The organism is Brachybacterium sp. SGAir0954 (genome assembly GCF_005490785.1).
Classification (GTDB): domain Bacteria; phylum Actinomycetota; class Actinomycetes; order Actinomycetales; family Dermabacteraceae; genus Brachybacterium; species Brachybacterium rhamnosum.
The window spans coordinates 1619317-1645322 of record NZ_CP027295.1 but is presented as its reverse complement, the minus strand read 5'-3'; the positions used below and the strand labels follow the sequence as shown (position 1 = coordinate 1645322).

General features: G+C 73.5%; 23 protein-coding genes. 7 read left to right on the top strand and 16 right to left on the bottom strand.

Annotation, left to right across the window (positions count from 1 at the left end; all coding sequences use genetic code 11):
- Positions 1-5: 5 nt before the first annotated feature.
- Positions 6-1460, bottom strand: a complete 1455-nt coding sequence (locus tag C1N80_RS07400; RefSeq protein ID WP_205750688.1) for a PhoH family protein — start codon at positions 1458-1460, stop codon at positions 6-8.
- Between the two features lie 203 nt (positions 1461-1663).
- On the bottom strand, positions 1664-2422 hold the full coding sequence (locus tag C1N80_RS07395) for an isoprenyl transferase (RefSeq protein ID WP_137770180.1): 759 nt from the start codon (positions 2420-2422) through the stop codon (positions 1664-1666).
- 174 nt (positions 2423-2596) lie between these two features.
- Between C1N80_RS07395 and C1N80_RS07390 the strand changes: the two genes are divergently transcribed.
- Entirely contained in the window at positions 2597-3574 is a 978-nt protein-coding gene (locus C1N80_RS07390; RefSeq protein ID WP_370297260.1) for a hemolysin III family protein, read from the top strand.
- Positions 3575-3610: 36 nt separating this feature from the next.
- Here C1N80_RS07390 and C1N80_RS07385 read toward each other — a convergent pair whose 3' ends face one another.
- Together C1N80_RS07385 and mca are read right to left on the bottom strand one after the other, a co-directional pair.
- Positions 3611-3970: a hypothetical protein gene (locus C1N80_RS07385; protein ID WP_137770179.1), complete on the bottom strand. Its 360-nt coding sequence runs from the start codon at positions 3968-3970 to the stop codon at positions 3611-3613.
- Entirely contained in the window at positions 3967-4872 is a 906-nt protein-coding gene (mca, locus tag C1N80_RS07380; RefSeq protein WP_137770178.1) for a mycothiol conjugate amidase Mca, read from the bottom strand. Before mca ends, C1N80_RS07385 begins: the two co-directional genes overlap by 4 nt.
- Positions 4873-5061: 189 nt before the next feature.
- Between mca and C1N80_RS07375 the strand changes: the two genes are divergently transcribed.
- Together C1N80_RS07375 and greA are read left to right on the top strand one after the other, a co-directional pair.
- On the top strand, positions 5062-5454 hold the full coding sequence (locus C1N80_RS07375; protein ID WP_137770177.1) for a DUF4307 domain-containing protein: 393 nt from the start codon (positions 5062-5064) through the stop codon (positions 5452-5454).
- A 243-nt stretch (positions 5455-5697) separates the two neighbouring features.
- Positions 5698-6186, top strand: a complete 489-nt coding sequence (greA, locus tag C1N80_RS07370) for a transcription elongation factor GreA (RefSeq protein ID WP_137770176.1) — start codon at positions 5698-5700, stop codon at positions 6184-6186.
- 121 nt (positions 6187-6307) lie between these two features.
- On the opposite strand, the gene C1N80_RS07365 is transcribed toward greA, so the two are convergent.
- Positions 6308-7636: an AI-2E family transporter gene (locus C1N80_RS07365; protein ID WP_205750687.1), complete on the bottom strand. Its 1329-nt coding sequence runs from the start codon at positions 7634-7636 to the stop codon at positions 6308-6310.
- A gap of 198 nt (positions 7637-7834) precedes the next feature.
- Here C1N80_RS07365 and C1N80_RS07360 point away from each other — a divergent pair, with 198 nt between their 5' ends.
- Both C1N80_RS07360 and C1N80_RS07355 read left to right on the top strand, forming a co-directional pair.
- The gene (locus C1N80_RS07360) at positions 7835-8683 is read left to right on the top strand and encodes an ABC transporter ATP-binding protein (RefSeq protein ID WP_137770175.1); all 849 of its coding nucleotides are present in this window, start codon (positions 7835-7837) and stop codon (positions 8681-8683) included.
- Positions 8668-10380 (top strand): hypothetical protein, encoded by a 1713-nt coding sequence (locus C1N80_RS07355; protein WP_137770174.1) that lies wholly within the window; start codon positions 8668-8670, stop codon positions 10378-10380. The genes C1N80_RS07360 and C1N80_RS07355 overlap by 16 nt, the downstream gene beginning before the upstream one ends.
- A 30-nt stretch (positions 10381-10410) precedes the next feature.
- On the opposite strand, the gene C1N80_RS07350 is transcribed toward C1N80_RS07355, so the two are convergent.
- The 7 genes from C1N80_RS07350 to glmS form a co-directional block, all read right to left on the bottom strand.
- On the bottom strand, positions 10411-10923 hold the full coding sequence (locus tag C1N80_RS07350; protein ID WP_240811263.1) for a GNAT family N-acetyltransferase: 513 nt from the start codon (positions 10921-10923) through the stop codon (positions 10411-10413).
- A gap of 14 nt (positions 10924-10937) precedes the next feature.
- Positions 10938-11681: a tRNA (adenosine(37)-N6)-threonylcarbamoyltransferase complex dimerization subunit type 1 TsaB gene (gene tsaB, locus C1N80_RS07345; protein WP_137770173.1), complete on the bottom strand. Its 744-nt coding sequence runs from the start codon at positions 11679-11681 to the stop codon at positions 10938-10940.
- A complete protein-coding gene (gene tsaE, locus C1N80_RS07340; protein ID WP_137770172.1) occupies positions 11681-12259 on the bottom strand; it encodes a tRNA (adenosine(37)-N6)-threonylcarbamoyltransferase complex ATPase subunit type 1 TsaE in 579 nt (192 codons plus the stop codon). The genes tsaB and tsaE overlap by 1 nt, the downstream gene beginning before the upstream one ends.
- Positions 12256-13404, bottom strand: coding sequence for an alanine racemase (gene alr, locus C1N80_RS07335; RefSeq protein ID WP_137770171.1), 1149 nt, complete (start codon positions 13402-13404; stop codon positions 12256-12258). The genes tsaE and alr overlap by 4 nt, the downstream gene beginning before the upstream one ends.
- A 13-nt stretch (positions 13405-13417) precedes the next feature.
- Positions 13418-14965 (bottom strand): NAD(P)H-hydrate dehydratase, encoded by a 1548-nt coding sequence (locus tag C1N80_RS07330; protein WP_137770170.1) that lies wholly within the window; start codon positions 14963-14965, stop codon positions 13418-13420.
- Complete coding sequence (locus C1N80_RS07325) at positions 14962-15456, bottom strand: holo-ACP synthase (protein ID WP_137770169.1); 495 nt, start codon at positions 15454-15456, stop codon at positions 14962-14964. The genes C1N80_RS07330 and C1N80_RS07325 overlap by 4 nt, the downstream gene beginning before the upstream one ends.
- A 162-nt stretch (positions 15457-15618) precedes the next feature.
- Complete coding sequence (gene glmS, locus C1N80_RS07320) at positions 15619-17487, bottom strand: glutamine--fructose-6-phosphate transaminase (isomerizing) (RefSeq protein WP_137770168.1); 1869 nt, start codon at positions 17485-17487, stop codon at positions 15619-15621.
- A 202-nt stretch (positions 17488-17689) separates the two neighbouring features.
- On the opposite strand from glmS, the gene coaA reads away from it, so the two are divergent.
- On the top strand, positions 17690-18646 hold the full coding sequence (coaA, locus tag C1N80_RS07315) for a type I pantothenate kinase (RefSeq protein ID WP_137770167.1): 957 nt from the start codon (positions 17690-17692) through the stop codon (positions 18644-18646).
- A gap of 417 nt (positions 18647-19063) precedes the next feature.
- Here coaA and glmM read toward each other — a convergent pair whose 3' ends face one another.
- Positions 19064-20416 carry a phosphoglucosamine mutase gene (gene glmM / locus C1N80_RS07310; RefSeq protein ID WP_137770166.1) on the bottom strand — a complete coding sequence of 451 codons (1353 nt, stop codon included), beginning with the start codon at positions 20414-20416 and terminating at the stop codon, positions 19064-19066.
- 192 nt (positions 20417-20608) lie between these two features.
- On the opposite strand from glmM, the gene C1N80_RS07305 reads away from it, so the two are divergent.
- Positions 20609-23962 (top strand): DEAD/DEAH box helicase, encoded by a 3354-nt coding sequence (locus tag C1N80_RS07305; RefSeq protein WP_137770165.1) that lies wholly within the window; start codon positions 20609-20611, stop codon positions 23960-23962.
- 16 nt (positions 23963-23978) lie between these two features.
- Here the strand turns inward: C1N80_RS07305 and cynS are convergent, their stop codons facing one another.
- From cynS to rplM, 3 genes are all read right to left on the bottom strand, one after another.
- Positions 23979-24473: a cyanase gene (gene cynS, locus C1N80_RS07300; RefSeq protein ID WP_137770164.1), complete on the bottom strand. Its 495-nt coding sequence runs from the start codon at positions 24471-24473 to the stop codon at positions 23979-23981.
- A gap of 226 nt (positions 24474-24699) precedes the next feature.
- On the bottom strand, positions 24700-25200 hold the full coding sequence (rpsI, locus tag C1N80_RS07295) for a 30S ribosomal protein S9 (RefSeq protein ID WP_137770163.1): 501 nt from the start codon (positions 25198-25200) through the stop codon (positions 24700-24702).
- Between the two features lie 49 nt (positions 25201-25249).
- The gene (rplM, locus tag C1N80_RS07290; RefSeq protein ID WP_137770162.1) at positions 25250-25693 is read right to left on the bottom strand and encodes a 50S ribosomal protein L13; all 444 of its coding nucleotides are present in this window, start codon (positions 25691-25693) and stop codon (positions 25250-25252) included.
- Positions 25694-26006 lie beyond the last annotated feature (313 nt).

The following is a 26006-nucleotide window of genomic DNA, read 5'->3' as shown; positions in this document are numbered from 1 at the left end:
GCCGCTTAGTCGATCGGTTCGTCGAGCACGTGGGTGACGAGCTCGGCGACCTTCGAGCGCTCCGAGCGCTGCAGCGTGATGTGCCCGAACAGCTCGTGGGACTTGAGCGCCTCGACGACGGAGGCGATGCCGTCGTAGCGGCCGATGCGCAGGTTGTCCCGCTGCGCGATGTCGTGGGTGAGGACCACCCGGGAGTTCTGCCCGATCCTCGAGAGCATCGTCAGCAGCACGTTGCGCTCGAGGGACTGCGCCTCGTCGACGATCACGAAGGCGTCGTGCAGGGAGCGGCCGCGGATGTGGGTCAGCGGGAGCACCTCGAGCATGCCGCGCGAGGCGACCTCGTCGATGACGTTCTGGGAGACCATCGAGCCGAGGGTGTCGAACACCGCCTGCCCCCACGGGCCCATCTTCTCGCCCTGGTCACCGGGCAGGAACCCGAGCTCCTGGCCGCCCACGGCGTACAGCGGGCGGAACACCATGATCTTGCGCTGGGTGCGGCGCTCGAGCACCGCCTCGAGGCCGGTGCACAGGGCCAGGGCGCTCTTGCCGGTGCCGGCGCGGCCGCCGAGGGAGACGATGCCGATCGAGTCGTCGAGCAGGAGGTCGATCGCGATGCGCTGCTCCGCGGAGCGGCCGGAGACGCCGAACACGGTCTGGTCGCCCGGGACGAGGCGCACCTTCTTGTCGCGGGTGAGCCGGCCGAGCGCCGAGCCGCGGTTGGAGGTGATCGTGAGGCCGGTGTGCACGGGGTGGTGGGAGACCTCGGGCAGCTCGACCTCCTCGCCGTCGTACAGCCGGGAGACGGTGGCCTCGTCCGTCGCGACGGAGACCATGCCCGTGTAGCCGCGGTCGCGGGCGAGCTCGGCGCGGTACTCCTCGGCGTGGATGCCGGAGGCGGAGGCCTTGATCCGCATCGGCAGGTCCTTGGAGACCAGCACGACGTTCTTGCCCTCGAGCTGCAGGTTCTTGGCGACCGCGAGGATGCGGGTGTCGTTGTCCCCGAGGCGGAAGCCGTCCGGCAGGGAGGCGGTGCTCATGTGGTTGAGCTCGACGTGCACGTGCCCGCCGTCCTTGCCGATCGGCAGCGGGCGGGAGAGGTTGCCGTGCTGGTCGCGAAGGTCGTCGAGGATGCGCAGCGCCTGGCGGGCGAAGTAGCCGAGGTCAGGGTGGTGGCGCTTGGCCTCGAGCTCGGTGATGACGACGATCGGCAGCACGATGTCGTGCTCGGCAAAGCGGTTCAGCGAGAGCGGGTCCGCGAGCAGCACCGAGGTGTCCAGCACGTAGGTGATGACGCCGGTCTCGAGGTCCTGCAGCACCTCCTGCGCGCCGCCCGGTCGCAGCGAGGGCACCACGGGTGCGACGCCGCCCGGCGACGACCCGACCCCCGTCCCGTACAGCGACCCGTTCCTCGTCGCGCCCTGCTCGGGGAGCGTCTCGCGGGTGGTGGTGGTCTCGTCCATGGGAGCCTCCGTCCTGTGCGGTTGCCTGGACCCTAGCCGTCCCGGCGCCCGCGCTCGGGCGCTTCCCGCGGGGCACGGGACCGACGTTCACCCGATCGTCATCCGGTGTTGTCCGGATCACTCATCGGCCATCCTGCCACTGCCCGGCCGCCGGTCCGGGACCCCGCGGCCGCCGTGTCCGGACGGTGACTCGGGAGCGGGGATCAGGCGCCGAAGCGGCGCTCGCGGCGGCAGAACTCGCGCAGCGCGCGCAGCAGGTCCACGCGGCGGAACCCGGGCCAGTAGGTCTCGCAGAACCAGTACTCGGAGTGCACGGACTGCCACAGCAGGAAGCCGGAGAGCCGCTGCTCGCCGGAGGTGCGGATGATGAGGTCCGGATCCGGCTGGCCGCGCGTGTAGAGGTGCTCGGAGATCGAGTCGGTGCTGATCGCGGCGGCGATCTCCTCCGGGCCGAGCCCCTGGGCGCCGAGGTCCCGCACGAGCTCGCGGACGGCGTCGACGATCTCCTCGCGCCCTCCGTAGCCGATCGCCACGTTGACGGTGAGCGGGGAGTCGACGACGGCGGCCTCGCGGATCCCGGCGATCGCGTCCTGCACCTCGGCGGGCAGCAGGTCGCCGTTGCCGGTGAGGCGCACCCGGTGGCCGGCGCCCGCGATCTGCTCGATCGTCTCGATGATGATCGCGTAGAGCGCGCCGAGCTCCTCCGCGGGGCGGTGGAGGTTGTCGGTGGAGAGCATCCAGACGGTGACGAGCGGGATCTCGAGGTCCTGGCACCAGGAGAGGAACTCGACGATCTTCTCCGCGCCGGCGCGGTGGCCCTGGGCGGTGGTGGCGCCGGCGGCCTTCGCCCAGCGGCGGTTGCCGTCGACGATGACGCCGAGGTGCTGGGGCAGCGAGAAGTCCTCGAGCTCCTTGGTGAGGCGGCGCTCGTAGACGCGGTAGAGGAGGGAGTCGTCGTCCATGGCGATCTCCGTTCCTCCGGGGCGTCCAGGCGGGCGGCGCGGACCTCCCCGGTCTCCCGCGCTCGTCCATTATCCGTGACGCGAGGAGCAGCTCCGGGCACCCGGCGCAGATCCACACCGGATCGCCACAGGCGGCACCCATGAACCTACGGTTGCGTAGGTTACGCTTCGACCATGAGCACCGGAATCCGTCGCGGGAGCGCGAGCAACCCCGCCGTGAACCCTGGCGACACCCCCGACGGGACCCCCGTCGGCCCGACCGTCGCCCCCACCTCAGGCACCGACGTCGAGGACGCCCTCGAGGGCGCCACGGAGCAGCCCGCCCCGCAGGCCGCCGCGACCGACGTCGACACGGCGGACGCCGCGCACGCCCGCGCCGCCGGCTCCCCCGCCGGCCGCGCGCCCGGCTCCGGAGCGGGCTCGGAGACGGTCGACGCCGACATCCCCTCCGCGGAGGACCACCCCTGGGCGCCCCGCACCCTCACCCGCGCGGTGGCCGCCCGTGCCCGGCAGCTCGGCATCACGCTGCCCAAGCCCCGCCTGCGCGGCATCTCCCACCTCGCCGCGTTCCCCGCGGCGCTCATCGCGGGGCTCGTGATCGTCGCGCTCGGGGACTCGCTCGCGAACCGCCTCGCGATGGTCGTGTTCGTGACGACGGCGTCCCTGCTCTTCGGCGTCTCCGCCACCTACCACCGCGGCACCTGGTCACCGCAGCACGCGATCATCCTGCGCCGCTTCGACCACGCGAACATCTTCCTCATCATCGCGGGCACCTACACGCCGCTCGCCGTGGCCCTGCTCGAGCCCCGGTCCGCGGCGATCCTGCTGACGATCGCCTGGGCGGGCGCGCTGATCGGCGTCGCCTTCCGCGTGTTCTGGACCCACGCGCCGCGCTGGCTCTACGTCCCCGCCTACGTGGCGCTCGGCTGGATCGCGGTCTTCTACATGCCGCAGTTCCTCGCGGGCGGCGGCTGGGCCGTGGTGTGGCTGCTCGTCGCGGGCGGCCTCGCGTACACCGCGGGAGCGGTGGTCTACGGCCTCAAGCGGCCGAACCCCTCCCCCGCCTGGTTCGGCTTCCACGAGATCTTCCACGCGGCGACGCTCGCGGGCTTCGCCTGCCACTTCGTGGCCGTGGCGATCGCCGTCGTCTGATCCCGCACCGGCCCCGCGCCGGGGGCCCGGAGGCGGTCAGCGCCCGCTCGGGTCCTCCGGGGTGCCAGGGGCATCGGTGGCATCCGGCCCGGAGCCGCCGTCACGGGGCTCGCCGTCGGCGTCGGTCGTGGACGACTCACCTTCGGCAGCACCGGCCCCGGAGGCCTCCTGCTCCGCGGCCTCCCGCTCCGCGGCATGGCGCGCCTCGACCTTCGCGGTCGCCTGGACGCGGCGCACGCGCCGGTTCATGTCGACCACCAGCAGCAGGATCACGATCCCCACCAGGAAGATCGCGATGAAGCCCGGGGTCCCCGGGGTGATCGAGCTGGGGGTCATGTCGCCGCCGTCGGACGGCGCCGCCAGCAGCACGGCACGGGAGATCTCGACGGGGCTCATCGGCCCTCCTCCTGCTCGGGGCGGAGGCCGGCGAAGAGATCGTCCTCCGGCAGCTGCACGCCGATCCGGGAGATGTGCAGCTCGAAGTCCTCCGTGCCCCACACCTCGCGCTCCACGTCGTGCGAGATCCGGAAGAACGGCCCCTCGGGGTCCACCTGGGTGGCATGGGCGCGCAGCGCCTCGTCCCGCACGTCGAGGTAGTCCTTCACGTCGATGCGTGTGGTGAGCAGGCGGTCACGGCTCTCGTCGAAGTGCTGGAGCATGAGCTCGAGCTCCTCGTTGGGCATCTGGTGCGTGCGGAGGTGGCGCGCGACGACCGCGAGCTTCTGGCGGTGGAAGACGTTCGTGTAGTAGACCTTCGCGACCTCCCACGGCTCCCCGAGCTCCGGGGCGTACGCCGGATCCGCGGCGAGGCGGAACGCCTCCATGCTCACGCGGTTGGTCTGGATGTGGTCGGGGTGCGGGTATCCGCCGTTCTCGTCGTAGGTGACGAGCACGTGCGGGCGCAGGCGGCGCAGCGCCTCGACGAGCGGGCGCGCGGCCTCCGCCGGGTCCAGGGTCGCGAAGCTGCCCTCGGGCAGGTCCGGCAGCGGATCACCCTCGGGCAGGCCGGAGTCGACGTAGCCGAGCCACTCGTGGGCGATGCCGAGGATCTCCTGCGCGCGGGCCATCTCCGCGCGGCGCACGGCCGGCAGGTTCCGCGCGATCTCCTCGTCGCCCTGCAGGTGGGGGTTCAGGATGTCGCCGCGCTCGCCGCCGGTGCAGGTGACGACGGTGACCTCGACGCCCTCGCGCACGTAGCGGGCCATCGTGCCGGCACCCTTGCTCGACTCGTCGTCGGGGTGCGCATGGACGGCCACCAGGCGCAGGGGCTCGTCAGGGGCGGGACGCAGGACGCTCACGGTTCTCCTCGGGAGGATGCGGCGGGAGGCCGCCGGGACGGGGCGGGCGGCGCTCGCGGGAGCGCTGTCCGGCACCGCACGAGACTACGCCACCCCACCTGGACCGTCGCTCCGTGATGTCGCTCCCGCCACAGCCGTCCGCGGTCGCCCCGAGGGCCGTGTCCCAGGTGCATCTGGGAGACTCCCGCCATGAGCGACTCCCCCGCCCGGGACACGGCCCGCTACGGCGGGCCCCTCGTCCCCCGACGCACCGCCCGCCTCCTCCTGGTGCTCGGAGCGGCCGTCGCGCTCGTCGTGCTCGTGCTCGTCGGGCTGCGCTTCGCGGACCAGCCCGTGCGCTCCGAGCTCGTCTCCTACGACCACGTCGGCGAGCACGCGATCCGCGTGGACTTCACCGTGACGATGGATCCGGGCGACGCCGCCACCTGCACGATCCAGGCGATGAACGACGGCCGCGCCCAGGTGGGCTTCGTCGAGGTCCCGATCCCCGCGCAGACCGAGCGCCGCACCGCGCACACGGTGACGATCTCGACCCAGGGCGAGGCGGTCTCCGCCGAGATCCTCGACTGCTCGCCGGTCTGAGCCGCGGCGGTCCCGGGGCCGTCGGAGGCGCTCCCGCGGGCGCCGACGGGCCGCCGAACACGCGGTCGGCACCTGCGTGGATGCTGGGGCCACCGCGCACCCCCGGTGTAGAGTTCTCCGGATACCGGCTCCACGCCGGACGTCATCACCCGCACACGGGGCGCATGGATGTCATGTGCCCCGTGATTCGTGTCGGAGGGCTCTCAGGCCCTCCCGACCCCACAGAACGACAGGAGTGAACCCATGAGCAGCCAGCCGAATGGCGCCTGGCTCACCCAGGATGCCTACGACCGCCTCGCCAACGAGCTCGCGGAGCTCGAGGGCCCGCGCCGCACCGAGATCGCCGAGCGCATCGCCGCGGCCCGCGACGAGGGCGACCTCAAGGAGAACGGCGGCTACCACGCGGCCCGCGAGGAGCAGGGCATGAACGAGGCCCGCATCACGGACCTCAAGCACCTGCTGAAGAACGCCGTGGTCGGCGAGGCCCCGGAGGACGACGGCGTCGTCGAGCCCGGCATGGTCGTCACCATCACGATGGCCGGCTCCGAGCGCACCTTCCTGCTCGGCAACCGCGAGATCGCCGAGGGCACCGACCTCGAGGTCTTCTCCTCGGACTCCCCGCTCGGCGCGGCGATCCACGGCGCCAGCGTCGGCCAGACGATCGACTACACCGCCCCCAACGGCAAGTCGCTGCCGATCGAGATCACCGGGGCCACGCCCTACAAGGCCTGACCGCAGGCCTCCCGCGCCGGGGTCCGCGCGGGACAGCGGAGAGCGAAGCCCCCACCGGCCGTGCCGGTGGGGGCTTCGTCGTGTCCGGGTCCCGGAGGACCGGGGACGGCCGCGGAGGGGATCAGCCCTCGGTGGTCGTCGTCCCCGGAGCCCTCCCGGGCGCCTTCTCGGGGGCCGTCACGGGGGTGTCCTCCGCATCGCCCTCGGGGGCCGTCGCCGGCGCGTCCTCGTCCGGCTCCTCGGTCTTCTCCCCCTCGACCTCGTGCTCGCTCGCCTCCTCCTCGGCGTCGGAGCCGCGGGCGCCGCGGCCCAGCGAGGCAAGGAAGGTCCTCAGCGTGGGGTCCGTGCCCAGCTCGGGGCTCGGGTCACGACCCACCAGGTAGAGCATCGTCGCGTTGACGAAGGCGATGATCGGGATCGCGAAGAGCGCACCGGGGATGCCGGCGACCATCGCGCCCGCGGCCACGCCGAGGAACACCGCGAGCGGGTGGAGCTCGACGGCCTTGCCCATGAGGAAGGGCTGGAGCACGTTGCCCTCGAGCTGCTGCACGCCGAGCACCACGACGAGCATGATGATCGCGCCCACCCAGCCGTTCAGCACGAGCACCAGCAGCACCGCGATCGCGCCGGAGAGGATCGCGCCCACGAGCGGGATGAACGAGAACAGGAAGACGAGCAGCCAGATCGGCACGGCGTACACGCCGAGGCCCAGGGCCAGCATGCCGATCGCGATGCCGGTCGCGTCCACGGCCGCCACGAGGATCTGCGTGCGCACGTACGCCGAGAGGGCCTTCCAGCCGCGGCGCACCGACTCGTGCGTGGGGACGCGGGCCTGCGGGGGCAGCAGCCCGATCACCCAGCGCCAGATCCCGGCGCCGCCCGAGAGCATGAAGAAGAGGCTGAACAGGCACACGACGATGCCGGTGACGACGTTGCCGAGGACCGCCGCGGTGCTCAGCGCCGAGTTCAGCAGGGCGTCGGCGTTCTGCTGGAGCTGGGTGAGCCCCTCGTCGATCGCCGAGCTGATCATCGTGTCGTCGATCTGGAAGGTGCCGGTCGCCCAGGTCGTGAGGGACTGGAAACCGCTGATCGCCTTGTCCTGGATGTCCGACCACTGGGCGATGAGCTGGCGGCCGGCGAGGGTGAACATGCCGGCGATGACGATGAGCAGGCCCAGCATCGCGACGGCGCTCGCGGCGCCGCGGCCCAGGAAGGTGTACTTCGTGAGCAGCTTGACGATCGGCGAGAGCATCGCGGCGAGCAGCACGGCCAGCAGCACCGGGATCACGAGCGTGGAGATCTTGCTGATGCCCCAGAGCAGCAGGGCCGCGGCGGCGACGATGACGAGCAGCCTCCAGGACCAGGCACCGAGGCGGCGGACGCCGATCGGGATCTCCGCGACCTCCTGGGCGAGGGCGGGGCCCTTGGGGGCGGGACGCAGCTTGGGCATCGCTTCTCCTTTCGGAGCCGATCGGCTCACGGGGCACACTCTAGCGGCCCCGCTTGCGGCCGCACCTGCCGACGACCAGCCGGTACACGCGGCCCGGCCCGACGGGGCGCCGCCGGCCGGAGGTCCTCGACGAAGGTCGCACCCCCTCGCGCCCCGTGGCGGGGTCCCGCAGGGGCGCGGGTCACTAGCGTGGGGCGCATGTCGACGCCCGACGCCTCCCCCGCCCCCCGCCCCGCCGCGCCCGAGGAGCTCGGCGCCGCCGCGCCGCTCGACGCCGCCGCCGCCCCCGACTCCTCCGCCGCGCTCTCGATCCGCGGCCTGCGGAAGTCATTCGACGACCGCGAGGTCGTCCACGGGCTCTCCCTCGACGTGCCCCGCGGCTCGTTCTACGGGATCGTCGGCCCCAACGGCGCCGGGAAGACGACGACGCTGTCGATGGCGACCGGTCTGCTGCGGCCCGACGCCGGCAGCGCGGTCGTGCTCGGCGAGGACATGTGGCAGCAGCCCGCCCGCGCGAAGGCACGCCTCGGCGTGCTCGCCGACGGCCTGCGCACCTTCGACCGGCTCACCGGCCGCGAGCTCCTCACCTACGTGGGCCTGCTGCGCGGCATGGACGCCGCGACCGTCGAGGAGCGCAGCGCCTCCCTCCTCGAGGCGCTCGACCTCGCGGGCGAGGACGGCAAGCTCGTCGTCGACTACTCCGCCGGCATGACCAAGAAGATCCTGCTGGCCTCCGCCCTCATCCACGCGCCGCGGCTGCTCGTGCTCGATGAGCCGCTCGAGGCCGTCGACCCGGTCTCCGCGCAGGTCATCCGCACCATCCTCACCGCCTACGTGGACGGCGGCGGCACGGTCGTGCTCTCGAGCCACGTCATGGAGCTCGTCGAGGGCCTGTGCAGCCACGTCGCGATCATCGCGGGCGGCGAGCTCAAGGCCGACGGCACGCTCGCCGAGGTGCGCGGCGAGGGGACCCTCGTGCAGCGCTTCATCGATCTCGTGGGCGGCGCACGCGTCGCGGAGGGGAGCCTGTCGTGGCTGGAGTCCTGAGCAGCGAGCAGACCGCCGTCGCCTCCGCGCAGCACGCGGGCCACGGCGAGATCCCGACGCGTGCGGTGATCCGCCTGCTGATGGGCCTGAAGTGGACGCTCTGGAAGCGGTCCTACCGCAAGAACGTCGGCAAGATCGTCGGCACCGTGATCGGCTCGCTCTACGCGCTCGGCGGCCTTGTGGGCCTCACCTTCGCCTTCCTCGGGACGACACTGTGGAGCGGCGGGGGCGAGACCTTCCCGCTGATCCTGCGCACCCTCGGCGTCGCCGCCGTGCTCCTCTGGCTGCTGGTGCCGCTGCTCGCCTTCGGGGTCGACGACACGCTCGACGCCCGCGCCTTCGCCCTCCTCCCCCGGCGCGCCCGGGAGCTGCAGCCGGGCCTCTTCGCCGCCGCGGCGCTCAGCCTGCCGAGCCTGTTCACGCTCGCCGCCGTCGCCGTCGCGACCGTCTTCGAGGCGATCTGGCTGCTGCTCCTGGGCCCCGGTCCGCTGTGGACGGTGCTCGCGCTGATCGCCCTGGTCCCTGCGAACCTCGCCGGGGTGGTGCTGTGCCTGCTGCTGCCGCGCGCCGTGTTCGCCCACCAGGCCGGTCGGGCGAGCTCCCGCAGCGGCCGTGAGCTCGGCGGGATTCTCGCGATGGTCGTGTTCCTCGCGGTCGTCTACGCCTTCTCCGTGGGCATGCAGTCGCTCGGCTCTCTCGACCTCGACCAGCTGCTGCCCACCTTCCTCGTCGCCGTGGACGTCCTCGCCTGGACGCCGATCGGCGCCCCCTTCGCGGTGCCCATGGACCTCGCCGAGGGCGCGGTCCTCGTGGCCCTCGGGCGGGCCGCGGTCACGGCCGCCTCGATCTGGCTCGTGTGGCGCTGGTGGCGACGCTCCCTCGACGCGGCGATGACCTCCGCGCTCACCGGGGACGCCTCCTCCGGCACGGCGAAGGTCTCCGCCCTCGTCCCCCGCTGGGCGCCCAGCACGGCGCTCGGCGCGGTGATCGGCCGCAGCCTCCGCTACTGGCGACGGGACACCCGCTACCTCGCGGCGATCAGCATCTACCCGGTGATGTTCGTGTTCTTCGGGGCGATGGGCGTCGTGCTGCCGGAGTCGCGCTCGTTCATGATGATCATGGTCGTCGCGATGGGCGGTCTCACCGGCATCGCGATCTCCAACGAGATCGGCTTCGACGGCCCCGCCGGATGGGTGAACATCACCGCCGGTGCACCGGCCCGGGCGAACCTGCTGGGCCGCGTCATCGCCGCCGCGGTCATCGTGCTCCCGATCGTGCTCGTGCTCTCCGCCGCCGTCTCCGTCGTGCTCGGCATGACCGCGCACCTCCCCGTGATCCTCCTGGGCATGCTCGGACTGATGCTCTCCGGCTGGGGCGCCTCGGTCCTGGCGGGCACGCTGCTGCCCTACCCCACGTCCCCTCCGGGCACGAACCCGATGAAGGACAAGTCCGCCTCGAGCGCGAACGCCATGCTCTCGATGGCGATCACCTCGGCCGCGATGGGCGTGCCGCAGATCCCGGCGATCGGCCTCGCGATCTGGGGTCTGCTGGGCGGCGGCCCGCTCATCGAGCTGCTCGCCGGGCTCGTGGCCGTCCTGATCGGCGCGGTCGTGCTGGTCGTGGGGCTGCGTCTGGGCGCCGCCCGGCTCGAGCGGTCCTACCCCGAGCTGTTCCAGAAGGTCCGCGCCTTCGTCTGATCGGCGGCGGCCGGGCCCGCCGGCGGGCTGTCAGGCCCGCAGGCGGCGCTCCATGACGAGGGCGTCGACGGTGCGGTCCGGGAGCCGGTAGTAGCCGGGGCGACGACCGATCTCCACGTACCCGGCCCGCGTGTAGAACGTGCGGGCCCGGTCGTTGTCCTCCCGCACCTCGAGCAGCATGCGCTCCGCACGGCGCACCACGGCGACCTCCTCGCACCAGCGCAGCAGCGCCCGGCCGATCCCGACCCCCGGCCGCAGGGTGCCGATCGTGTGCAGGTCCGCCACGTCGCCGGCGACCATGATCCCGGCGTAGCCGAGCAGCGGGCCGGCGGCGTCCTCGCCCTCGGCGGCGACCACGTAGTCCCGGGAGGGGTGGGCGATCTCCTCGGCGAGCTGGGCGGGGCTCCAGGCCTCGCCGGGGAAGAGCGCGAGCTCCGCCTCCGCGATCGGGCCCAGGTCCTCGGGACGGGCCCGACGCAGGGCCCAGGGCGACCCGGGCCCCGGCGCGGGACCGCCCACGGTCACGGGACCGATCGACGGCACGGCGCCGTCCCGGCTCAGCGGCCCAGCGCGCTCTTGCGCGCGGTGGGCTTCGCGGCGTCGGGCTCGCGCAGGTACAGCGGGGCCGTGTCGGTGAGGTCCTCGCCGCGGGCGACCAGCTGCGAGGCGACCTCGAGCAGGTGCCCGGCGTCCGCGTGCGCGAGCGACGAGGGCGCGGGCAGCAGCTCGGGGTACAGGGCGGTTCCGGAGCCCACGAGCAGGTCGCAGGCCGTGAGCTCGGCGGCGACGTCCGCCGGGGCGCCGACGGCGGGCCCGTGCTCGCGCACCAGGTCCCCGTCCTCCGTGCGGCGGTAGCGGGCGTGGTAGACCTCGCGGCGCCGGGCGTCGAGGGCGACCGCGACCGTGAGCGGTGCAGCGGTCCCGGCCTCGGGGCCGACGGCGGGCTCGTCGGAACCGGCCGCGGCGTCGGCCTCGGCGAGCGCCTCGTGCGCGAGCGCGTCGAGGGAGCAGACGCCCACGAGCGGCACGTCGAGCACCGCCGCGATCGTGCGCGCGACGACGAGCCCCACCCGCAGCCCGGTGAAGGGGCCGGGGCCGCGACCGGCGACGACGCCCGTGACCTCGGAGCGGGTGGCACCGGCCGCGGTGAGCACCTCGTCGACGAGGCCCAGCAGCACCTCGTCGTGGTGGCGGGCGCGGTCGTCCCCGGCGACGGCGAGGACCTCGAGGGGGCCGTCGCCGAGGATGCCGCGGGCGGCGGCGACGCTCACGGCGCCGGAGGTGTCGATCCCGAGCAGCATCAGCGTGACTCCTCGTCCTCCGCCGCGATCGCGGCGGTCGGGGCAGTGGTGGTGGTGACGGAGAGCCCCGCGGAGCGCAGGGTCTCGGCGAGGTCGCCGCTGGCCGTCGCGTCCCAGCGCGGGCCCTGCGGGGTCAGGCGGATCGTGCGCGGCTCCTCCGGGTCCTCCGGGTCGCCGTCCCAGATCTCCGGCCGCTCGAGCTCCACGAGCAGCCACGACTCCACGAGGTGCTCCACGCGGCCGCGGCCCCATTCGATGACGGTAACGGCGCGGTCGAGGTCCGCCTCGAGGTCGAGGTCGTCGAGGTCCTCCCCCGCGCCCAGCCGGTAGGCGTCGACGTGGACGAGGTCCGGGCCGCCGCTCAGCGCGGGATGGACCCGCTCGATGACGAAGGTCGGCGAGGCGACGGGACCGCGCACATCGAGCCCCGCCCCGAGGCCCTGGGTGAAGGTGGTCTTCCCGGCGCCGAGGGGGCCGTCGAGCACGAGCAGGTCACCGGCGCGGAGGACGCCTGCGAGGGCGCGGGCGAGGGTGCGGGTCCCCTCCGCGCGGTCCGTCGCGACGCAGAGCGTGGTCACGGGAGGACCTCGCGGGCCACGCGGCCGGAGACTGAGGTGAGCACCTCGTAGGGGATGGTGCCGGCGGCGCGCGCCCAGTCCTCCGCGGAGGGGGCGCCGGCGCCGAACAGGACGACCTCGTCCCCCGCACGGGCGGCGGAGTCCGGGCCGAGGTCCACGACGATCTGGTCCATGCTGATGCGGCCCACCTGCGGGGCGCGGACGTCACCCTCGGCGGTGCGCACGAGCACCTCGGCGCGTCCGCTCGCCGCGCGGTGCAGGCCGTCCGCGTAGCCGATCGGGACGAGGCCCAGCCGGGTCGCGCGGGAGGTGGCGTAGGTGCGGCCGTAGCCGACGCTCTGCCCCTCCGGCACCTCCTTCACCAGGGCGAGGCGGCTCGTGAGGCTCATGGCGGGGCGCAGCTCGAGGTCCGTCGGCACCGGGGCGTAGCCGTAGAGCGCGAGCCCGGGGCGCACGATGTCCCGGTGCAGGTCGGGGCGGGTGAGCGTCGCCGCGGAGTTCGCGAGGTGCTGCAGCGGGACGGGGCCCATCTCCTCGGCGAGGTCCGCGCAGGCGGCGTCGAAGATCTCGACCTGCGCGTCGGTCGCCGGGTCCGCCGGGTCGTCGGCGCTGGTCAGGTGGGTCCAGGCGGCGCCGATGCGGAGGTAGTCGTCCTCCTGGATCGCGGCGGCGATGCGGCGCACGTCCTGCGGGAGCACGCCGTTGCGGCCCATGCCGGTGTCGATCTTGAGGTGGAGGCGGGCGCGGCGGTCGGCCTGCCGGGCGGCCTCGGAGAGCAGCGAGACCATCTCGAAGGAGCCGACGGAGACGTTGACGCCGGCGCGCAGGGCCTCCGGCAGCACGGCCTTCGCGGTCTCCGGCTCGTAGAGCCAGGTGAGGATGTTGACGTCGAGGCCCGCGCGCGAGAGGGCGAGGGCGCTCGCGGGGTGGGCCACGCCGAGCCAGGTCGCGCCGCCCTCGAGGGCCGCGCGGGCGGCGGTGAGCATGCCGTGCCCGTAGCCGTCCGCCTTCACGACGGCCATCAGGGCGGTGTGCCCGGCGAGGGTGCCCGCGATGGCGCGGGTGTTCTCGGTGATGGCCGAGGGGTCCACGACGGCACGGTTCGGCACGTGCCGCGGGTCCTCCGCGGGGATCGGGATGGTCATGGTGCTCCTTCGCTCAGGGCAGGGCGTCCGCCAGGATAGCGGCGAGAGCGGCCGGGAGGTGGTCGGCGACGTCCAGGGCGACGAGGGGGACGAGGCCGTCGCGGGACGCGAGCCGGCCCGCGCGGCCGTGCAGCAGGGCGGCGAGGGCGGCGGCCTCGGGGCCGGGGAGACCGGCCGCGAGGAGGGTGCCGAGGATCCCGGCGAGCACGTCCCCGGTGCCGGCCGTCGCGAGCTGCGAGGTGGCGTCGTCCTGGGCGAGCAGCGGCCCGCCCGTGCGGCCCGGGGCGACGACGGTGACGGCGCCCTTGAGGAGCACCGTCGCGCCCGTGGTGCGGGCGAGTGCGCTGGCCAGCGCCGGGGCGCTCTGCTCGGGGTCGATCTCGAGGCGCTCGGCGAGACGGTCCGCCTCGCCGCGGTGCGGGGTCAGCACGATCTCCGATCCGAACCGGTCCTCGGGGCCGATCGCGCCGAGCGCGCCGGCGTCGATCACGCCGCGGCCCGGGCCGTGGGCGCCGCGTCGCAGCAGGGCCACGCCGGCCCGGGCGCGGGGGTCCTCCGGGGAGAGACCGGGGCCGACGACGAGCGCGTGGGTGCGGCCCGCCGCCTCGAGATCGATGACGGGCCGGGCGTGACCGGTCTCATGCGAGGGCGGCGTGGGGCTCTCGTGGCCCACGACCTCCGGCCGGCGGTGCAGCACGAGCTCGCGCACGCTCCCCGGGGCGAGCAGGCGCACCATGCCGGCGCCCGCGCGGGCGGCGCCGGAGACGGAGAGCACGGCCGCGCCGGGATAGTCGGGGCTGCCGGCGGCGAGGGCGACGACCCCGCGGCGGTACTTCGTGGACTCCGCCCCCGGGCGCGGGAACAGGCTGCGCACGTCGGCGTCGGTGAGTCGCTGGACCACGAGGCCGGGACCGGAGCTGGGCAGGTGCGGGTCCAGGCCCAGGTCCACGGGGTGCACGGTCCCGGCGAGCGCGCTGCCGCCGGGGAGGAGGAGGCCCGCCTTCACCGCGCCGAAGGTGAGGGTGGCGCGGGCGGCGAGCGCCTCGGGGGCCGCCTCGCCGGTGGACGCGTCGAGGAAGCTCGGCTGGTCCACGGCGATCACGGGCAGGGAATGGCGGCGCACGGCGTCCAGCAGCGGGGCGATCGGGGCGGGCACCTCGGGCCGGCCGCCGATGCCGACGATCGCGTCGAGCACGAGGTCCATCTCGTCGAGGAGGTCGTCGAGGTCCCGCTCGGTCAGCTCGTCGAGGCGGTCGATCCGCCCGCCGGCCTCCCGCAGCGCCTGCGCCCCGCCCTCGTGCAGGCTCGTGCCGGTCGTGAGCGCCCGGGCCTGCACGCCGCGGCCGCGCAGCAGGGCGGCCGCGTGGAGGCCGTCCCCGCCGTTCGCGCCGGAGCCGGCGAGCACGAGCACGTGCCGGTCGCGCAGCGGGCCGCGCGGTTCGAGCAGCGCGGCGACGTGGGCGTCGATCGCGGCGGCGGCGCGCTGCATGAGCGGCTCGCCCGCGTCCAGGAGGGGACGCTCGGCGGAGCGGACGGCGGCGGCGGAGTAGCCGATGATCATCGCGGGACCTCGGTGTTCGCAGTCGGGGACGGCTCGGCACGCTCGGCGACGACGATCGCGGTGGCGATGTCGCCGTCGTGCGAGAGGGACAGGTGCAGGTGCGTCACCCCGAGCTCCTCCGCCGCGGCGAGGGTCGCGCCGCGCAGCACGAGATAGGGGCGGCGCACGGCGGTGCGCTGGACGGTGACGTCCTGCCAGGAGAAGTCGCCCGGATGGCCGAGGGCCTTGCCGACGGCCTCCTTCGCCGCGACCCGTGCCGCGCGGGAGGCGAGGGAGAGCTCGCGCTCCTCGGGGGCGAAGAGCCGCTCGCCGAGGGCGGGAGTGCGCTCGAGCAGGCCCTCGAGCCGCGAGATCTGGGCGACGTCGATGCCGACGCCGACGATCCGGCCGTCCTCGCGGGGCGGGAACGCCCGGCCCGCGACGGTCGTCCCGTCGGTCGACCCGTCAGTGCTGCCCGCGGCGGTGCCCCCGGGCTCGGAAGAGGTGCTCACCCTCGCAGTATCACACCCGCTCCCCCACCCGTGCAGGCCCGTCGGCCCGCAGCAGGACGGCCAGCCCACCACCCCGGGAGGGGTGACGGACCGGCCGTCGGGCGCGCCGCGGAGGCGCCGACGGGTGCGCCGCCCACAGCGGCGCGCCCCGTCGTCAGCGGGTCACTCGACCGTCACGGACTTCGCGAGATTGCGCGGCTGATCGACGTCCAGGCCCTTCGCGGCGGCGAGGGCGCACGAGAAGATCTGCAGCGGGATCACGGTCAGCAGCGGCGCGAAGAGCGTGCGGGTCGCCGGGACGCGCAGCACCACGTCCGAGTACGGCAGCACGTCCTCGTCGCCCTCCTCCGCGATCACCAGGGTGCGGGCGCCGCGGGCGCGCACCTCCTGGATGTTCGAGACGACCTTCGAGTGCAGGGAGTCGCGACCGCGCGGGGACGGCACGATGACGAAGACCGGCTGACCCTCGTCGACCAGGGCGATCGGCCCGTGCTTGAGCTCGCCGGCGGCGAAGCCCTCCGCGTGGATGTAGGCGATCTCCTTGAGCTTGAGCGCGCCCTCGAGCGCCGTCGGGTAGCCGACGTGGCGGCCCAGGAACAGCACGCTCGTGGTGTCCTTCATCGACCGCGCGAGCTCCTCGACGGCGCCCGCGCCGTCGAGCACCGTCTGCACGTGCGCGGGGAGCTGCTCGAGGTCCTCCATGAGGGCCGCGATCTCGTCGGGGAAGAGGTTCCCGCGCACCTGGGCGAGGTACAGGCCCAGGAGGTAGCAGGCGGTGATCTGGCCGAGGTACGCCTTCGTCGAGGCGACCGCGATCTCGGGGCCCACGTGGAGGTACAGGGCGGCGTCGGCCTCGCGCGGGATCGTCGAGCCGTAGGTGTTGCAGATCGCGACGACCTTCGCGCCCTGCTCCTGCGCGTGGCGCATGGCCATGAGGGTGTCCATGGTCTCGCCGGACTGGGAGATCGCGACGACGAGGGTCTTCTCGGTGACGATCGGGTCGCGGTAGCGGAACTCGTGGGCGAGCTCGACCTCGGTGGGGATGCGGCACCAGTGCTCGATCGCGTACTTCGCGACGTTGCCGGCGTTCGCGGCGGTGCCGCACGCGACGACGATGATCTTGTCGATGCTGCGCAGCACCGACTCGTCGATGCTCATCTCGTCGAGGTGGAGGGCGCCGCTGTCGATGCGGCCGCGGAGGGTGTCCGCGACGGCGGTCGCCTGCTCGTGGATCTCCTTGGCCATGAAGGAGTCGTAGCCGCCCTTCTGCGCGGCGGCGACGTCCCAGGCGATCGTGTACTGCTTCTTCTCGGTGACCTCGGTGCCCTCGAAGTCGGTGACGGCGACGTCGTCCGCGGTGACGGTGACGACCTGGTCCTGACCGATCTCGAGCGCCTCGCGGGTGTTGTCCACGAAGGCGGCGACGTCGGAGCCGAGGTAGTTCTCGCCCTCGCCGAGGCCCACGACGAGCGGGGAGTTGCGGCGGGCGGCGACGACGCGGTCCGGCTGGTCGCGGTGGATGGCGAGGAGGGTGAAGGCGCCCTCGAGCTGGACCGCGGCGGCGCGCAGGGCGAGGGTGAGGTCGCCGGTGCGCTGCATCTCGCGGGCCACGAGATGCGCGGCGGCCTCGGAGTCGGTCTCGGAGCGGAAGGTGTAGCCGTCGGCCTCGAGGGAGGTGCGGAGGGCGGCGAAGTTCTCGATGATGCCGTTGTGGACGAGGGCGAGCTCGTCGTCCTTGCCGCCCAGGTGGGGGTGGGCGTTCTCGTCGGTCGGCGCGCCGTGGGTGGCCCAGCGGGTGTGGCCGATCGCGACCGCGGAGGTCGGGACGTCCTGTCCCTCGAGCACCCCGCGGAGGTTCTTCAGCTTGCCCTTGGCCTTCGCGACGCGCACCTCGGAGCCGTCGAGGACGGCGACGCCCGCGGAGTCGTATCCGCGGTACTCGAGACGGGCGAGGCCCTGGAGGGCCACGTCGACGGGACGGGAGGAGGGGGAGGCGGGGCGCTGGCCCACGTAACCGACGATTCCACACATGAGGACGAACGTAGCGCCCCGGGAGGCCCCGGACCGCACCGGATCGCCGCAGGTCACGAGTGTTCGCTCACGCTTCACCCACCTCGTGACCGGTCGTGACGGGCGGTGCGCACGCCCGTGCACGATCACGCAGGGGTGCGGCGTGGGTCTCACCGGCGCGGGAGTGACGGGGGCACGGGCGGGCGGCTGGAAGAATCGCCCCATGAGACCCGCCGCCGCGTCGAGTGCCGTCACCCCCTTCCTCGAGATCCCCCGCGAGGACTGGGCGAGGCTCTCCCGGCAGACCCCGCTCCCCCTGGACGCGCGGGACGTCGACAACCTCCGCGGCCTCGGCGACATGATCGACCTGAGCGAGGTCGACGCCGTGTACCGGCCGATCTCCCGCCTGCTGAACATCCAGGTCGCCCAGGCGCAGCGCCTGCGCCGCTCGCGCGGGGACTTCCTCGGCGAGCAGCAGGTGCGCACCCCGTACGTCATCGGCGTCGCCGGCTCGGTCGCGGTCGGCAAGTCGACGACGGCCCGCCTGCTGCGCGAGCTCATGGCCCGCTGGCCGGACACTCCCCGCGTGCAGCTCGTGACGACCGACGGCTTCCTGCTCCCCAACGCGGAGCTCGAGGCCCGCGGGATCATGCACCGCAAGGGCTTCCCCGAGAGCTACGACCGGCGCCGGCTGCTGCGCTTCGTCGCGGACGTCAAGGCCGGGGTCGAGCGCGTCGAGGCGCCCGTGTACTCGCACCTCGTCTACGACATCGTGCCCGACGAGCGCGTCGTCGTGGAGAGCCCCGACGTGCTCATCCTCGAGGGCCTGAACGTGCTCCAGCCCGCGCGGCCGCGGCGCGACGGCCGGCTCGGCATGGCCGTCTCCGACTTCTTCGACTACTCCGTCTACGTCGACGCCCGCGGCGAGGACGTGCAGCGCTGGTACGTGGACCGCTTCCTCGCCCTGCGCCGCACCGCCTTCTCCGACCCGCGCTCGTACTTCCGTCGCTACGCGGAGCTCACGGACGAGGAGGCGGTCGAGACGGCGCTGCGGATCTGGCACACGATCAACGGGCCGAACCTCTCCGAGAACGTGCTGCCCACCCGCGGCCGCGCCGACCTCGTGCTGCGCAAGGACGCCCAGCACCGCGTGCAGAACGTGCTCCTGCGCAAGGTCTGATCGACGTACTGCGAGGAACGAGCGGGAGGAGATCAGGCGGAGCAGCACCGTCTGAGAACCCGCCCCCGCCCCCGCCCCCGCGCAGAACGAGGATGGTCCGATTCCGTTCCAGATCCACCATCGATCTGGAACGGAATCGGACCATCGGCCGCTTCGCGGGAGCGTCGGGCGAGAGAGAACGTCGGGCTCACGGGACCGCCGGGCTCGCGGGGGCAGCCGGTGAGCCTCGTGCGGTGAACTCGCATACCCGAACCATCCACCGTTCTCCCCGGTTGATCAGCCGCTGAGGTCCACGATCGAGGACGCAACCCTCCGGAGTCCCCCTCGTACGGGGGATCTTCTTCCGCCCAGGGATGTCGAAGCACGAAGGATCGCTCTATGCCGACCCTGCAGAGAAGCTCGGCATGTAGGCGGTGCTCAGAGCGCGAGGCGCTCCTGGACGACGGCGGCGAGGCGCTCGGCGACGGCGGTCGCGGTCTCGTCGGTGGGGGCCTCGACCATGACACGGACGACGGGCTCGGTGCCCGAGGGGCGCAGCAGCACGCGGCCGCTCTCGCCGAGCTCCGCCTCCGCCGCGGCGACCGCGTCGCGCACCTCGTGGTCGATCGTCGCGCGGGCCTTGTCGACGCCCTTGACGTTGATGAGCGCCTGCGGGAGGCGGGACATGACGTCCGCGAGCTCGCGGGCGGAGGTGCCGGTCGCGGCGATGCGCTGCAGCAGGTGCAGGGCGGTGAGCTCGCCGTCGCCGGTGGTGGCGTGCTCGGCGAGGATCACGTGGCCGGACTGCTCGCCGCCCACGGAGTACCCGCCGAGGTTCATCTCCTCGAGCACGTAGCGGTCACCCACGCCGGTCTGGGCGAGGGTGATGCCGTGCTCCTTCATGGCGAGCTTGAGGCCGAGGTTGCTCATGACGGTGACGACGAGGGTGTCGTCGTGGAGCTTGCCGCGCTCCTTGAGGTCCAGGGCGAGGATCGCCATGATCTGGTCGCCGTCGACCGGCTCGCCGTCGGCCGCGACCGCGAGGCAGCGGTCCGCGTCGCCGTCGAAGGCCACGCCGAGGTCCGCGCCGTGCTCGAGCACCGCGGCCTGCAGCGGGCCGAGGTGCGTGGAGCCCACGCCGTCGTTGATGAGGCCGCCGTCGGAGCGGTCGCCGATCACGTGGACGGTCGCGCCAGTGCGGCGCAGCGCCTCCGGCCCGGAGACCGAGGCCGCGCCGTTCGCGCAGTCGGCGACCACGGTGAGGCCCGTGAGCGGGCGGTCGAGGGTCGAGACGAGATGCTCGACGTACTGCTCGACGGCGTTCTCGAAGGGGCGGATGGTGCCGACGGCGGTGCCCTGCGGGCGCTCCCACTCCTCGCCGAGCCGCGCCTCGATCGCGTCCTCGACCTCGTCGGGCAGCTTCACGCCGCCGCGGGCGAAGAACTTGATGCCGTTGTCCGGGGCCGGGTTGTGGGAGGCGGAGATCATGACGCCGAGGTCCGCACCGGTGGACTGCACGAGGAAGGCGAGGCCCGGGGTCGCGATGATGCCCGCGTCGAGCACGTCGACCCCTGCGGAGGCGAGGCCCGCGCTCACCGCGGCGGCGAGGAAGTCGCCCGAGGGGCGGGTGTCCCGGCCGACGATCGCAACGGGCTTCCTCCCGTCCGCCTCGAAGGCGCCGAAGGTCCCCAGCACGTGGGCGGCGCCCACCGACAGCTCGACCGCGAGCTCCGCGGTGATGTCGTCGTTCGCGCGTCCGCGCACGCCGTCGGTGCCGAAGAGTCGAGCCATGAGGAGGGTCCTTCCGAGATGCGGGGCCCTGCGCGGCCTGCGCGGGCGGAACGGCACCGACTGTAGCGCCCGGGGCTCCCCCGGCGCCCCGGGCGCGCCTCGCGTGGTCGTGCTCACGCCGCCCCCGTCGGCCCGCCGTGAGCCCTCCCCCGGATGCGCCGTGAGGGCTCCGCGCTCGATACGCTGTCCCCTATGCCTTCGTCGGCCTCCTCCGCCTCCACCCCGCCCTCCGCCGCCGCGCCGCTGCCGCACGTGCCGCCGCTCGCGATCAGCCAGGCGGTGGGCGACGCCGCCGCCGGCCGCGGCCTCGAGTACTCGCGACAGAAGCGGGTGATCTCCCTGGACTGGGATCGCGCTGCGGGCCGCGCCGAGGCGGAGGTCGAGGGGATGAGCGACCGCTACCGGGTCGTCGTCGAGCTGCGCGAGTACGAGGAGGACGCCGTCTCCCGCCGCTTCTGGCGCCCCACGGCGGGCGGCATCTGGCGGCCCACCGGCTCCCGCTGCACGTGCCCCGTCTCCCGCGGCTGCAAGCACGTCGCGGCGACCCTGTACGCGCTCGACGCGCGCGCCGAGGAGCAGGATCGCGAGCACCCGCCGTCGGAGTGGCGCTCCGTGCTGCGCCCCCTGCTCGGCGAGGAGGCCGCCGAGGAGACGACGCCGCAGCCGCTCGCCCTGCGCTTCGACCTCGCGGCCGCGCCGCTGCAGGGCCGCGGCGCGCGGATCGGCCGGGAGGACGTCACCGCGGAGCACCTCGCGTCCGGCTCGCCGCTCTCCCTCAGCATGCGCCCGCTGATCATGGGCCGGAAGGGCAGCTGGATCAAGGGCGGCATCTCCTGGCGCACCTTCGAGTACCGCGTGCACTCGACCGCCTACGACCCCGCCCATGCGGAGGCGCTCACCCGGATCTTCGCGGCGGCCTCCGCCGAGCGCTCCTACGCGGTGGGCGCGATCGAGCAGCTGTGGATCAACCAGATCGGCTCGCCGCTGCTGTGGCAGGCCCTCGCCCACGCGCGCGACGTCGGCGTCGCCTTCCTCCCCGGCAGCGCGCTCACGGGCCTCTCGCTCGCCGGCTCCGCCGCGGTCACGGTGGACCTGCGCAGCACCGGCGAGGACGCACCGCTCGTCGTCCAACCGCTCGTCACGATCGACGACGTGCCCGCCCCGCACGCCCGCCCGCTCGGCAGCGCCGGCATCATCGACCTGGACCCCGAGCGCGCCGAGCCCGCGCCGAAGGGCGACGGCGTGCGCCTCCCGGCCCGGATCGCCCCCGCCGGCAGCCCGATCCCCACCGCCCTGCAGCGCCTCTTCCAGCGCACCTCTCCGCTCGAGGTGCCACCCGCCGAGCGCGAGGAGTTCCTCGAGGTCGCCTACCCGCACCTGCGCGCCACGACGGCCGTGACCAGCTCCGACGGCAGCGTCGAGATGCCCGCGGTGCGCCCTGCGACGCTGCGCCTCGCCGCCGCCTACGCCGAGGGCGACCGCCTGGACCTCAGCTGGTCCTGGCAGTACCACGACCCCTCGCGCACCCTCCCCATCGACCGCCGCCAGGGCGTGCGCCGCGACGTGGAGCACGAGGACGCGGTGCTCGAGTCGGCCCGCTCCCTGTGGGCGCAGGCCGGGCGCGACGCGACCGAGCACCTCTCCGGTCCGGACACGGCCGCCTTCACCGAGCACGTCCTCGACGCGCTCGGCGCCCTCGACCACGTCGAGGCGCGGATCGTCGGCACCCGCCACGCCTACCGCGAGCTCGACGGCTCCCCGCAGGTGCGCGTGAACCAGTGGCCCACCCCCGGCAAGAACGACTGGTTCGACCTGGGCTTCGAGATCACGGTCGACGGCCGCACGATCCCCTTCCCCACCCTGTTCACGGCCCTCGCGACCGGCCAGGGCCGGCTCATGCTCCCGGACCGCACCTACTTCTCCCTCGACAACCCCGTCTTCGACCGGCTCCGCGAGCTGATCGGCGAGGGCGAGGCGCTCGCCGAGTGGAACCCCCACCAGCAGCAGATCAGCCGCTACCAGGTGGACATGTGGGAGGACATCACCGCGATCGCCGAGGAGGCCCGGGCGAGCGCCGAGTGGGAGCGCAGCGTGGGCGCCCTCGCGCGCCTCACGGAGATCACCGCCCCGCCGCTGCCCGCCGCCCTCACGGCGACCCTGCGCCCCTACCAGGAGGAGGGCTTCGCCTGGCTCGCCTTCCTGCTCGAGCACGGCCTGGGCGGCGTGCTCGCGGACGACATGGGCCTCGGCAAGACGGTCCAGACCCTCGCCCTGCTCGCCCACGCCCGGGCGAAGGATCCGACCGCCCCGCCCTTCCTCGTCGTCGCGCCGTCCTCCGTGCTCGGCGTGTGGCGCGCGGAGGCGGAGCGCTTCACGCCCTCGCTCAAGGTCGTCGTCGTGGACCGCACGGCCCGCGCCCGCGGCACCGACGTCTCCCGTGAGATCCTCGGCGCGGACCTCGTCGTCACCAGCTACACGGTGCTCCGGATCGACGCCGAGGAGTTCACGGCGCTCGACTTCCAGGCGCTCGTGCTCGACGAGGCGCAGTTCGTGAAGAACCGCCGCTCCCGCTCCCACCAGGTCGCCGCGGAGATCCGCGCCTCCTTCCGGCTCGCGATCACGGGCACCCCGATGGAGAACACCCTCGAGGACCTCTGGTCGATCCTCGCGCTCGCCACCCCGGGACTGTTCCCCTCCGCGATCGCCTTCCGCCAGCGCTACACCGCGCCGATCGAGTCCGGGGAGCACCCGGAGCGGATGGAGGAGCTGCGCTCCCGCGTGCGGCCCTTCCTGCTGCGCCGCACCAAGGAGCTCGTCGCGAAGGACCTCCCGCCCAAGCACGAGCAGGTGCTCACGGTGACGCTCTCCGAGCAGCACCGCGCCCTGTACGACTCGATCCTGCAGCGGGAGCGCAAGAAGGTCCTCGGGCTCATCGAGGAGGACCTCGACCGCAACCGCTTCATCGTCTTCCGCTCCCTCACCCTGCTGCGGATGATGGCGCTGGACCCGTCGATCGTCGACGCGGAGGCGCACGGCGACGTCGCCAGCTCGAAGCTCGAGGCGCTGTTCGACCGCCTCGACGAGGTGGTCGACGGGCACCGGGTGCTGCTGTTCAGCCAGTTCACCTCGCACCTGCGGCACGTGGCCGACGAGCTGGACATGCGCGGCATCCGCTACGCCTACCTCGACGGCTCCACGAAGGACCGCGACGCCGTGGTCACCACGTTCCGCGAGGGGGACGCGCCGGTCTTCCTCATCTCCCTCAAGGCGGGCGGCTTCGGCCTGACCCTCACGGAGGCGGACTACGTGTTCCTGCTGGACCCGTGGTGGAACCCGGCCGCGGAGAACCAGGCCGTGGACCGCGCCCACCGCATCGGCCAGGACCGCACCGTCATGGTGTACCGCATGGTCGCGGAGGACACGATCGAGGAGAAGGTGCTCGCCCTGCAGCAGCGCAAGGCGGAGCTGTTCGAGGCGCTCACGGAGGGCGGCGGCGCCTTCGCCCGCGGCATCAGCGCGGACGACATCCGCGAGCTGCTCGCCTGAGCCGGGGCGGCCCCGCTCAGGCCTCCGAGGAGACCCAGTCGTAGGACAGGAACTTCCCGTCGATGGTGAGCACGACGCGGTCCCCACCTGGGTGCTCGCCCCGGCGCAGGTCGATCGAGCAGTTGATGGCGCTCATGATCCCGTCGCCGAACTCCTCGTGGATCAGCGCCTTCAGGGCCGGTCCGTACACCTGGATCAGCTCCTGGAACCGGTAGATCGTCGGGTCGCTGAGCGCAGCGTGATCGGCGATGCGGGTGGGCTGGCGACGCAGGGCGGCGACGAGCGCCGGCTCCAGGCCCAGGGCCTCTCGCAGCACCTCGGCCTCCTGCGACGGCACGGGGTGCGCGCCGAGCACGGCTGCGGTGAGCCAGACGGCCGGCCGTCCCGTGCGCTCGGCGAGCTCGGCCCAGGTGATCCCGCGTTCGCGGCGCCGCTCGTCGATCAGCTCCCCCGCCCGGCTCTTGCCGACGGGCTCCGGTGCTGCGTTGCTGGGCGTCCCCGAGGTGGTCATCGGTGGGTCCTCTCGTCTCCGACAGTGATCGAGCGGCCAGGATGCGCGCCGCCGTCGGCGCCGGGGACTGCGGTCCGCCCTGCGTGCACGGAGGTCTCGGTCCGGTCTCATCCCGGGGCCGACGGCGCCCCGCGCGGCCCCGGGGACGCGGAAGGGCCCCGCCACCCGGAGGTGGCGGGGCCCTTCGCAGCCGAGCGCTCGAGCGCTCGAGGCGGCGATCCGGGGATCAGCGCTTCGAGAACTGCGAGGCCTTGCGGGCCTTCTTGAGGCCGGCCTTCTTGCGCTCGATGACGCGCGCGTCGCGCGTCAGGAAGCCGGCCTTCTTCAGGGTCGCGCGGTTGGCGTCCTGATCGATCTCGTTGAGCGCGCGGGAGACGCCGAGGCGCAGCGCACCGGCCTGGCCCGAGGGGCCACCGCCGGAGATGCGGGCGACGACGTCGAAGCGGCCCTGCAGATCGAGCACCTTGAAGGGGTCGTTGACCTCCTGCTGGTGCACCTTGTTCGGGAAGTAGTCCTCGAGCGTGCGGCCGTTGACGGTCCACTGGCCGGAGCCGGGGATCAGACGGACGCGGGCGATGGCCTCCTTGCGGCGGCCGGTGCCGTACCCGGGCGCGATGGCCGACTGGCCGGAGCCGACGGCCTCCTCGCCGGTGGACTCGGTGGTGAAGGTCGAGGGAGCCGACTCGTCAGTGACGGTCTCGAGGTCCTCGTGGGTGGTCTCGGTCACGGTTCTCCTAGATGTTTTCCGTGCAGTGAGCGGCAGCGGCGGGGGCCGCTTACTGCGCCACCTGGTCGATGGTGAAGGGGACGGGCTGCTGGGCCGCGTGCGGGTGCTCGCCGCCCGCGTAGACCTTCAGCTTCTTGAGCTGCTGGTCGGCCAGCTTGTTCTTGGGGAGCATGCCCTTGATGGCCTTCTCCACCGCGCGCTCCGGATGCGTCTCGAGGAGCTCGGAGTAGGGGGTGCTCCGGAGGCCGCCCGGGTAGCCGGAGTGGCGGTAGGCCAGCTTGGCCTCACGCTTGTTCCCGGTCAGGGCGACCTTCTCGGCGTTGATGATGATCACGAAGTCGCCTGCATCCACGTGGGGTGCGAAGACCGGCTTGTGCTTGCCCCGCAGCAGCTGAGCAGCCTGGGAAGCGAGCCGGCCGAGGACGACATCCGTTGCGTCGATGACGTACCAGGAACGCTCGACATCGTCGGGCTTCGGGGTGAACGTACGCACTCGTGCCTTCTTCTCTCGTCGGAGTGCCCGTCGAGCTCGTTGCTCGCGGGGCACGTTTCGATGGACCGTGGACACGCTTCCTTCGAAAAAAGCATGGCCTTCTCGTCGAGCCCGTCCCGTTCCGCCCACGATGCGGCGACGGTCCTGGATGCGGGTGAGACCCCTCCTCGCGCCGGAAAGCAGGTTTCGGCAGCGGAGCAGAGCGCACATCAAGGCACGACGACGCCCCAGGATAGTCGCGGGCGAGCAGGGGGGTCAACGCGGGGAGCGCCCCTCGGGGAGTGGCTTCGCCCACGTCCGCCGCGCCCGGGGC